This window comes from Corynebacterium sp. MSK041 (genome assembly GCF_030232265.1).
In the GTDB taxonomy this organism is placed as follows: domain Bacteria; phylum Actinomycetota; class Actinomycetes; order Mycobacteriales; family Mycobacteriaceae; genus Corynebacterium.
In genome coordinates this window covers 20,511-28,319 of sequence record NZ_JASPJK010000017.1, presented here as the reverse complement: position 1 = coordinate 28,319, position 7,809 = coordinate 20,511, and the positions used below count along the sequence as shown (strand labels likewise).

At 61.4% G+C, this 7,809-nt stretch carries 7 protein-coding genes and 1 pseudogene; 2 read left to right on the top strand and 6 right to left on the bottom strand.

Annotated features, from left to right (window positions below):
• Nucleotides 1–148 precede the first annotated feature (148 nt).
• From QP968_RS10295 to QP968_RS10285, 3 genes and pseudogenes are all read right to left on the bottom strand, one after another.
• Nucleotides 149–835 carry a methionine ABC transporter permease gene (locus tag QP968_RS10295; protein WP_284856325.1) on the bottom strand — a complete coding sequence of 229 codons (687 nt, stop codon included), beginning with the start codon at nt 833–835 and terminating at the stop codon, nt 149–151.
• A 51-nt stretch (nt 836–886) separates the two neighbouring features.
• Nucleotides 887–1,660, bottom strand: a pseudogene (locus tag QP968_RS10290) (methionine ABC transporter ATP-binding protein); the annotation flags it as partial.
• Entirely contained in the window at nt 1,660–2,499 is an 840-nt protein-coding gene (locus tag QP968_RS10285) for a MetQ/NlpA family ABC transporter substrate-binding protein (protein ID WP_284856324.1), read from the bottom strand. The pseudogene QP968_RS10290 and the gene QP968_RS10285, both read right to left, overlap by 1 nt.
• Before the next feature lie 165 nt (nt 2,500–2,664).
• On the opposite strand from QP968_RS10285, the gene QP968_RS10280 reads away from it, so the two are divergent.
• Together QP968_RS10280 and QP968_RS10275 are read left to right on the top strand one after the other, a co-directional pair.
• On the top strand, nt 2,665–3,186 hold the full coding sequence (locus tag QP968_RS10280; protein ID WP_284856323.1) for a peptidylprolyl isomerase: 522 nt from the start codon (nt 2,665–2,667) through the stop codon (nt 3,184–3,186).
• A complete protein-coding gene (locus QP968_RS10275) occupies nt 3,187–3,864 on the top strand; it encodes a rhomboid family intramembrane serine protease (RefSeq protein ID WP_284856322.1) in 678 nt (225 codons plus the stop codon). It begins immediately after the preceding gene.
• A 261-nt stretch (nt 3,865–4,125) separates the two neighbouring features.
• On the opposite strand, the gene crgA is transcribed toward QP968_RS10275, so the two are convergent.
• The 3 genes from crgA to QP968_RS10260 form a co-directional block, all read right to left on the bottom strand.
• Entirely contained in the window at nt 4,126–4,401 is a 276-nt protein-coding gene (crgA, locus tag QP968_RS10270; RefSeq protein ID WP_284856321.1) for a cell division protein CrgA, read from the bottom strand.
• Between the two features lie 77 nt (nt 4,402–4,478).
• A complete protein-coding gene (gene pknB / locus QP968_RS10265) occupies nt 4,479–6,419 on the bottom strand; it encodes a Stk1 family PASTA domain-containing Ser/Thr kinase (protein ID WP_284856320.1) in 1,941 nt (646 codons plus the stop codon).
• Between the two features lie 14 nt (nt 6,420–6,433).
• Nucleotides 6,434–7,807, bottom strand: a complete 1,374-nt coding sequence (locus QP968_RS10260) for a serine/threonine-protein kinase (protein ID WP_284856319.1) — start codon at nt 7,805–7,807, stop codon at nt 6,434–6,436.
• Nucleotides 7,808–7,809 lie beyond the last annotated feature (2 nt).

The window sequence follows — 7,809 nt, the reverse complement described above, 5'->3', positions numbered from 1 at the left end:
CTCAATCGGCATCCAAAAAGGCCAAATCTAACCCCACGACACGCCGGGGCCAGACACACTTTTTGACCCTTAACCCTGGCATTTCAGGAAACGGGGTTTTCGCGCGTGGTCAGATATCTCGAACTCGGCCGAGAACCTTGGCGGAACCCTAGGCCCGTGCCCGTCGGGCGAGGGTGTTGCCCAAGGACTGGATGGCTTGGACGATGATGATCAGGATGATCACGGTCATGAGCATCGCGATGGAGTCGAACTGCTGGTAGCCGTAGGAAATGGCCAGGTCGCCGACACCACCACCGCCGATGGTGCCCGCCATTGCGGTGGCGGAGATGAGTCCGATGGTGGCGGTGGTAATGGCCAGGATGATGGAGGACTTGGCCTCGGGCAGCAGGAAGTAGCGGATGGTTTGGAAGAGGGTCGCGCCCATGGAATTGGCTGCTTCGGTGATGCCCGGGTTGACTTCGAGGAGGGATTGCTCGATGAGCCGGGCGATGAACGGCGCAATATATAAGGTCAGTGGCACCAACGCGGCAGTCGTGCCGATGGCGGTACCAGCGATAACGCGGGTGAACGGGGAGATGGCCACCAGCAGGATGATAAACGGCAGGGAGCGGATGATGTTCACCGTCACGTTGAGCACGCCGTAAACCGCCCGGCTGGGTTTGAGGCCACCGGGCCGGGTGATCACCAGCGCGAGCGCCAGCGGAATGCCCAGCAGCGCACCGATGAACAGGGAGGTGCCCACCATGTACAGGGTTTCGCCGAAGGAGTCGACGTACATCTCTGGTGTGACGCGGGATCCGGTGGTGTCGCGCCACCACGAATTGAGCTGGTTCATCTGTTACACCTCGTAGTTCTTCACCAGGGCACGCGCGAGCGCTTCACGCGCATCAGGGTCGAGTGCAGGCGGGATGACGGTGTCGACGAATTTCCTGGTCAGTTCGTGTTGCGGGTTGGTAAAAACGTGTGCGACCGGCCCGTATTCAACCAGGCGGCCTTCAGAAAGTACCGCCACATCATCAGCCAGACGCGCGATCACGTCGATCTGGTGGGTGATGATGAGGATGGTCACGCCCAGTTCCTTATTGATGTTGCTCAGCAAATCAAGGATCTGGTTGGTGGTGATGGGGTCGAGGGCGGAGGTGGGTTCGTCGCAAAGCAGCACGGTCGGATCCGTGATGAGCGCACGAGCGATGCCCACGCGCTGTCGTTGCCCGCCGGACAGTTGGCGCGGTTTATGGTCCGCGCGGTCAGCCAGGCCGACCATCTCCAGCACGTCTGCGGTGCGGCGTTCAATTTCGCTTTTCGACGCTTTCAGCAACCTCAACGGCGTCCCCACATTCTCCGCTACCGTCTTGGTTTCTAAGAGATTGCTGCTTTGGAAGACCATGCCCACATCACGCCGCAAACCCCGCAGCTCCGCTGGACTGAGCGTGGCCGGCTCGCGGCCAAGCACAGTGACGGAACCCGAGGTGGGCGTTTCCAACCCATTGACCGTGCGAATCAGCGTGGACTTGCCGGCACCCGAGGTACCCACAACGCCGCTCACGCTGCCTTTCGGCACCGTGAAGGAAATGTCGTCGAGGGCGGTGAAGGAACCATTGCGGGTCTCAAATGTTTTGGAGACGTGGTCAAATACAACAGCGTCGATAGCTTCAGGCATTAGTTCAGGGAATCCGGGAAGAACCAGTAGTTGTTGGTGTTCTGGGAGTCGAAGTACTTCTTGAACTCCTCGGAACGGTACGCCTCAGACACAGCCTTGGCCCACGGGGTGTCCTGCTTACCCTCGGTGGTCACAGCCACGAGGATGAGCTCCGGGCGCAGGTTCTCCTGGAAGCGCTGCAGGTTCGGGTCCAGGCCAGCGGAGTAGCTCATGGAGCCAGGGATGACCGCCCAATCCAGGTCCGGCAGGGAGCGGGACAGGTTCGCGGAATCCATCGGCTTGATGTCCAGGTTGTGCGGGTTCTCTGCGATATCCGCCTCAGAGAGCAGGGCTTCGTCGGCGTCGTCGCGGAGGGTGATCCAACCGGCGTCGACAAGCACATGGATCGCGCGCGACTTATTGGAGCCGTCGAGCGGGATACCCACCGTCTGGCCGTCGGCGACGTCCTCGAGCTTCTCGTGCTTCTCCGAGTACAGGCCAGCCGGAACCGTAGGAACCTCCGTGATGGAGACCAGGTCGGCGTTCTTTTCCTTATTGAAAACCTCGAGCCATGCGGTGTGCTGCTCAACGTTCAAGTCCGCGTTGCCTTCAGCCAGCGCGGTGTCAGCCTGGGTGAGGTCGGTGAAGTTGGTGTACTCGAGGGTGTAGCCCTCCTTCTCCAAGATCGGGGCAACGCCTTCCTGGAAAAGCTCCGAGTATGGGCCAGGGGAGGTGGCTACGCGGATGGTCTTGGTATCGCCGGTGCCGGCGGCGTCCGAGCCCGCGTCATCAGAGCCGCAGGCAACCAGCCCGAGTGACAATGCGGCAGCTGCGGTGACCGCTGTGATCTTCTTCAACATGGAGCAAGGTCCTTTCACATGAATTAATAGGTTTGTTTGTGAATAGGCACAGAGTCTAAACAGGGCAGTATATAAAAGCAAGACAGAGCGGTCTAGCCAGGCTGCGCCTGGGTTCTGCCTGGGTAGATCTGCGGAACGGGTGCGCGATCGCGTACCCTGGTGCCCATGACACAGAAGACTCAAACACTGACGTTCCACACCAACCACGGCGACATCGTGGTCGACCTGTTTGGCAACCACGCGCCGAACACCGTGGAGATCATCACGGGCCTGGCCAAGGGCACCCAGGAGTACTCCACCAAGAACGCCTCCGGCACCACCGAAGGCCCGTTCTACGACGGCGCGATCTTCCACCGCATCATCCCTGGTTTCATGATCCAGGGCGGTGACCCGACCGGCACCGGCACCGGCGGCCCCGGCTTCCAGTTTGCTGACGAGTTCCACCCAGAGCTCCAGTTTGACCGCCCGTACCTGCTGGCCATGGCTAACGCTGGCCCGGGCACCAACGGCTCCCAGTTCTTCATCACCGTGGACGCCACCCCGTGGCTGAACAACCGCCACACCATCTTCGGCGAGGTCACCGATGAGGCGTCCCGCAAGGTCGTCGATGAGCTGGCTAATGTTCAGACCGGCCGCATGGACCGCCCGGTCGAGGACGTTGTGATCAACTCCGTGACCGTCGAGTAAGTGAAGAAACTTCTTTACGGCGCCCCCGCCACAACAGTCATCGCGCTGCTGTGTGCGGGGGTTTTCGTGCTCACGGCCCTTCAGTCTCGCTCTGTCTCCGATGTCGTCTGGGGTTCAGGGATTGGTTCCACGTTTGTGCTGTGGGGCCCAGCCGTCACCGCCTCGGACACGGGCATTCTGCGTGCGCTCACCGCGGGTTTCCTCCACGTGGACATCTCCCACCTGGCGGTCAACCTGATCACACTCGTGTTCATCGGTGCAGTGGTCGAAAGAGCGGTGGGCACAGGACCTTATGTAGTGGCCTACTTGGCGGGTGTGCTCGGCGGATCCGCTGCCGTGCTCACCTTCGCATGGGACCAGCCCACCGCCGGGGCCTCCGGGGCGTTGTACATGCTCATGGCCATTCTGGTGGGCATCGCCGCGCGGAGTCGCGCGGACCTAAGGGCGCCACTCGTGCTGGTGTTGGGCAACATTGCTTACACCCTGCTCAGTCCCGGTGTGAGCCTGTGGGGGCACCTCGGCGGATTGACTGTTGGTGCGCTCATGGCTGGACCGTTGACCTCCCCTGATGAGCGCGTTCGCTGGGCCGGCGCTATGGGTGGGTTGGTGCTCGCGCTCGCAGCGGTGTTGGTGCCACAGTGGGGTTCAGCACAGACTTCCACACTCCTCCACACCTGAGTTATCCACAGAATGTGGACAAACCTGTGAGTAAATCACGTGCGTCCCAGATCCCACAGCCTGTGGGGAAAAGATGGCGAGGAAATTCTCACGGCTGACCTGCGTTTTGCACAGTGGGGAAGGGAGGATGTGGAGAACTCACGCCCCACATTGTGGATAAGAAACAGGGTGGGTAATTGTGGATAGCCGCCCGGCTTTATCCACAAAAAACCAGCGCCCCACACGAGTGGAAGCGCTGGCTAGGAAGAGCGGATGAAGGGGTTAACGCCACCCCATGGTCATGAGCAGACCCAGGATCAAACCACCGAAACCGATGAGGTAGTTCCACGGGCCAAGCTCATTCATCAGTGGGATGGATGGGCCAGCGAGGTAGTTCACAATCATCCACAGCAGACCAATGAGCATGAGCCCGAACATCAGGGCCTTGTACCAGACGGGCGTGCCGCCGGTGTTGATCTTCACCGGGGTGCGGTTCACACCGGTGGATGTGGTCAGCGGGGTGCTGGCGGTGTCTTTAGTGACCTTTGCCTTAGGCATGACGGTGAATGTCCTTTACCTTTGCTTTTACCTGTAACTGTTGTGTGACTCTACCACCGTGGGCGCCGTAGTAGTTACTACAGCAGCCCTTGGACGCCTTCGACGACTGGGTTGCGCCACAGATCCACGGTGATGTCACCATCCTTGCGGACCTCTTGGTTCGGGCCCGGGCGGTGGCCCGCGATGGTGCCATGTTGGGAGGGGTTCGCGGTGTCCAACAGCTCGCCGGTAACCAGTTGGCCGGACCATCCCATCTCGCCCAGGGTCGTCTCAGCGTTCTCACGGCTCTGCCCGGACAAGTCCGGCAGACGGATCATCTGGCCATTGGAAACCCTCAGTTCAATGGTGGTTTCGCGTGCCACTTCTGTGCCTTCGCCGGCGATGGCCAAGACCTCACCCTCGGGGCGGGAAGAATCCACATCAACGCGGGTGGTCTTGAGCCCCAACGATTCAAAGGTGCTTTCCACCTGTGCGATATTCATGCCACGCATCGCCGGAACCTTGACCTTCTCACGGCCAGTGGACACGGTGACGGAGATCTTCGAACCCTTTGAAATCTGGGTACCGCCAGCTGGGTTCTGGGACATGATCTTGCCGTCTTCGACGGTGTCGGAGGAGTCGCGCTGGAGGTCGTCGTTAAGCTTGAGCCCCGCTTTTTCCAGCTCAGCCGCTGCTTCTTGCGGCGTGAGATCCGTGAGATCCGGCACATCCGTGATCTCCCGACCCGAAGAGACCGTCAGCGTGACATTCGCGCCACGCTTCAGCTGCGAACCCTCCGTCGGGTTGATGGACAGGACCTCGCCGCGCGGAGCATCCGGGTGCGGGGCCTCATTCACCGTGACCTGGAGGTCCAGGTCCTCGAGCTCAGCAACAGCATCTGCGCGCGCCTTGCCCACGACACTTGGCACTGTGACCATCGAATTCGACTGGCCGATCGCATCGCGGACCTTGTTGATCGCCACCGCACCACCGCCCAACGCGATGATCGCCGCCAGCAGCAACGCGAGCACCTTCATGCCCTGGCGCGACGCACCGTTCTGCTCATTGCGGTGCTGCTGGTAGCGCGACGGTGGAACCACCGTGGTTTCGGCCGGGTCATTGACGTACTCGTATTCGTACTCGTACTCTGGCTCTTCCTGCGGGTGCGCGACATGGTTACGCGCGGCCTGAGTCACGGCGCCGCGGCAGAGGCGCTCGAGGTCCTCGCTCATCTCCGTGGCGGACTGGTACCTGTCCGCCGGGTGCTTTGCCATTGCGGTGAGGATGACAGCATCCACATTCACCGCTTCCGTCTCGGTGAGGTTGGGGATCCGGGTGCTCGGCGGATCCGGGTCTTCCTGGACGTGCTGGTAGGCCACCGCAAACGGGGTCTCACCTTCGAAGGGTGGGGTGCCTGTCACGACCTCGTACATCACGCAGCCGAGCGCGTAAACATCACTGCGCCCATCCGCATTCCGGCCGCGGGCCTGCTCCGGGGAAAGGTACTGGGCGGTGCCGATCACGGCGGAGGTTTGCGTCATCGCCGCCGTGGAATCATCCAACGCGCGAGCGATGCCAAAGTCCATCACCTTCACCTCACCGGTGCTGGTGACCATGATGTTCGCCGGCTTCACATCCCGGTGGATGATGCCGGCGTCATGGCTGGCCTGCAACGCATAGGTGACCGGAAGCAGCAGTTCAGCGGCATCCTCCGGGCTCAGCGGACCATCCTCGCGCACGATGGCGCGCAGGTCACGGCCTTTCACACGCTCCATGATGATGTAGGGCACGGATACGCCATCCACGTCTGTCTCACCCGTGTCGTACACAGCCACGATGTTCGGGTGGTTCAGGCGCGCAGAGTTTTGCGCCTCCCGGCGGAACCGCTCACGGAAGTTCTCATCCCGCGCCATATCCACCTTGAGCATCTTCACGGCCACTTCACGCCCAAGGAGGATGTCAGTGGCCACGTAGACGTTGGACATGCCGCCGGTGCCAATGGAGTTACCTAGCTGGTAACGCTCACCAATAAGAGTCATGATGCTCCTTTAAATTACAGGTCCGGCAGACCAGGGACTCCATTGAAGTCCGGAATGGGGTTCGGGGCAGGGGAGGGAGTGGGGTGTTCGCTTGGCAGAGCCGGCGCAGACGTGTGCGGTGGCTCCGGCTCGGGCGCGCTAGGTTCCTCCGGTTCTGTGGTGTTGTACAGCGTAGACGGTTCCGTCTTGGATGTGGATGGCGTAGTTGTCGTCGCCGGTTCCGTCACGGTGGTGTATTCCGTGGTCACCGTTTCGCTGCTGGAACTTGTAGTGCTGCTGGTAGTGGTCGGAGTAGGTTCCGTTCCCAGCAAGCCATCCAGCGCCCCGGAGGTGTAAGCCCACACGGCGCCAAGGATGGCAACGAGTGTGAACAGGGCGATGAGTATGCCGGTGCCAAAGCCGCCGGACTTCTTCGCAGGGGCTGGTGTCGGTGCGTGTTGCACTGCCGGCACGTGCGTGGTCCCGTGGTTCACCGCGGCCAGTTCCGCCGTGGATGCGTGTTGCTTGGGTGGGGTCGCGGCAGCAAAAACCTTGGTCGGGCGGCGGCCCGCGCGCGCATCAGCGATGGCGTGCTGGAACTCCGTGCCGTTGGCAAAACGGGTTGCCGGGTCCTTGCGCAGGGCGATCGAGATCAGCTCACGCGTCGGCGCGGAAATCCCCGTGGACAGTGGCGGAGGGTTGTTGGATACGTGGGCCAAAGCAATGCTTACCGACGAATCCCCCGTAAACGGCCGCTTTCCCGACAACAGCTCATAGCCCACAACACCCAGCGAGTAAACGTCACTAGCCGCGTTAACCGGTTGGCCTTGGGCCTGTTCCGGTGAGACGTATTGGGCTGTGCCCACCACCATGCCGGTGCGGGTGAGCGGGACGGCGGAGGCGGCCTTGGCAATGCCGAAGTCCGTGATCTTCACCTTGCCGTTTTGGGTGAGCATGAGGTTGCCCGGTTTGATGTCGCGGTGCACCAGACCCATGTCGTGGATGACGGCTAAGCCGTGGGCGGCTTGATCCAGAATGTCGAGGGCCTGGGATTCTTCCAGGTAGCCCTCCCGATGGAGGAGGTCAGCCACGGACTCGCCGCGGATGTACTCCATGACGATGAAGCACATGGCGTAGCCCTCCCCGCTGGGGACTTCGCGGTAGTCATAGGTGGCTACGACGTTCTCGGAGGTAATGCCTTCAGCAGCGTGGGCCTCATTGCGGAAGCGGGCCAGGAACTCTTCGTTGGCAGAGAACTCCGGGCGGAGCACCTTGATGGCTACCTCCCGGTCATGCGCCGGGTCATCCGCCAACCACACGGTGGACATGCCGCCATGGCCGATGACCCACTGCAGCGTGTAGTCGGAGCCGATGAGCCTTTGGAGTTCTTCGCGGTTGTCAATATTCATGG